This window comes from Buchnera aphidicola (Pemphigus obesinymphae), assembly GCF_026122815.1.
GTDB lineage: Bacteria > Pseudomonadota > Gammaproteobacteria > Enterobacterales > Enterobacteriaceae > Buchnera_C > Buchnera_C aphidicola_BJ.
Genome location: NZ_JAIWQW010000131.1, coordinates 1 through 291, shown reverse-complemented (window position 1 = coordinate 291; position 291 = coordinate 1). Strand labels below are relative to the sequence as shown.

General features: G+C 26.8%; 1 protein-coding gene. It reads left to right on the top strand.

Annotation, left to right across the window (positions count from 1 at the left end):
- Positions 1 to 21 precede the first annotated feature (21 nt).
- A partial coding sequence (locus tag LDP10_RS03430; protein ID WP_265197303.1) for a phosphoadenosine phosphosulfate reductase family protein occupies positions 22 to 291 on the top strand: 270 nt, incomplete at its 3' end.

Genomic DNA, 291 nt, shown 5'->3' with positions numbered 1-291 from the left:
AAAATTTTATTGAGAATTGATATGAAGAAAAAAAAATTTACTTATTTAGATCAACTTGAGTCAGAAAGTATCTTTATTATTCGCGAAGCAGTAGCAGAATTTCAAAATCAAGTTATGTTATATTCCATAGGAAAAGATTCTTCAGTTATGTTACATCTTGCTAGAAAAGCTTTTTATCCGGGGATAATACCTTTTCCTTTATTGCATGTAGATACTGGTTGGAAATTTTCTGAAATGTATAAATTTCGTGATCAAGTGATTAAAGATTTAGACATTGAATTAATTGTTTAT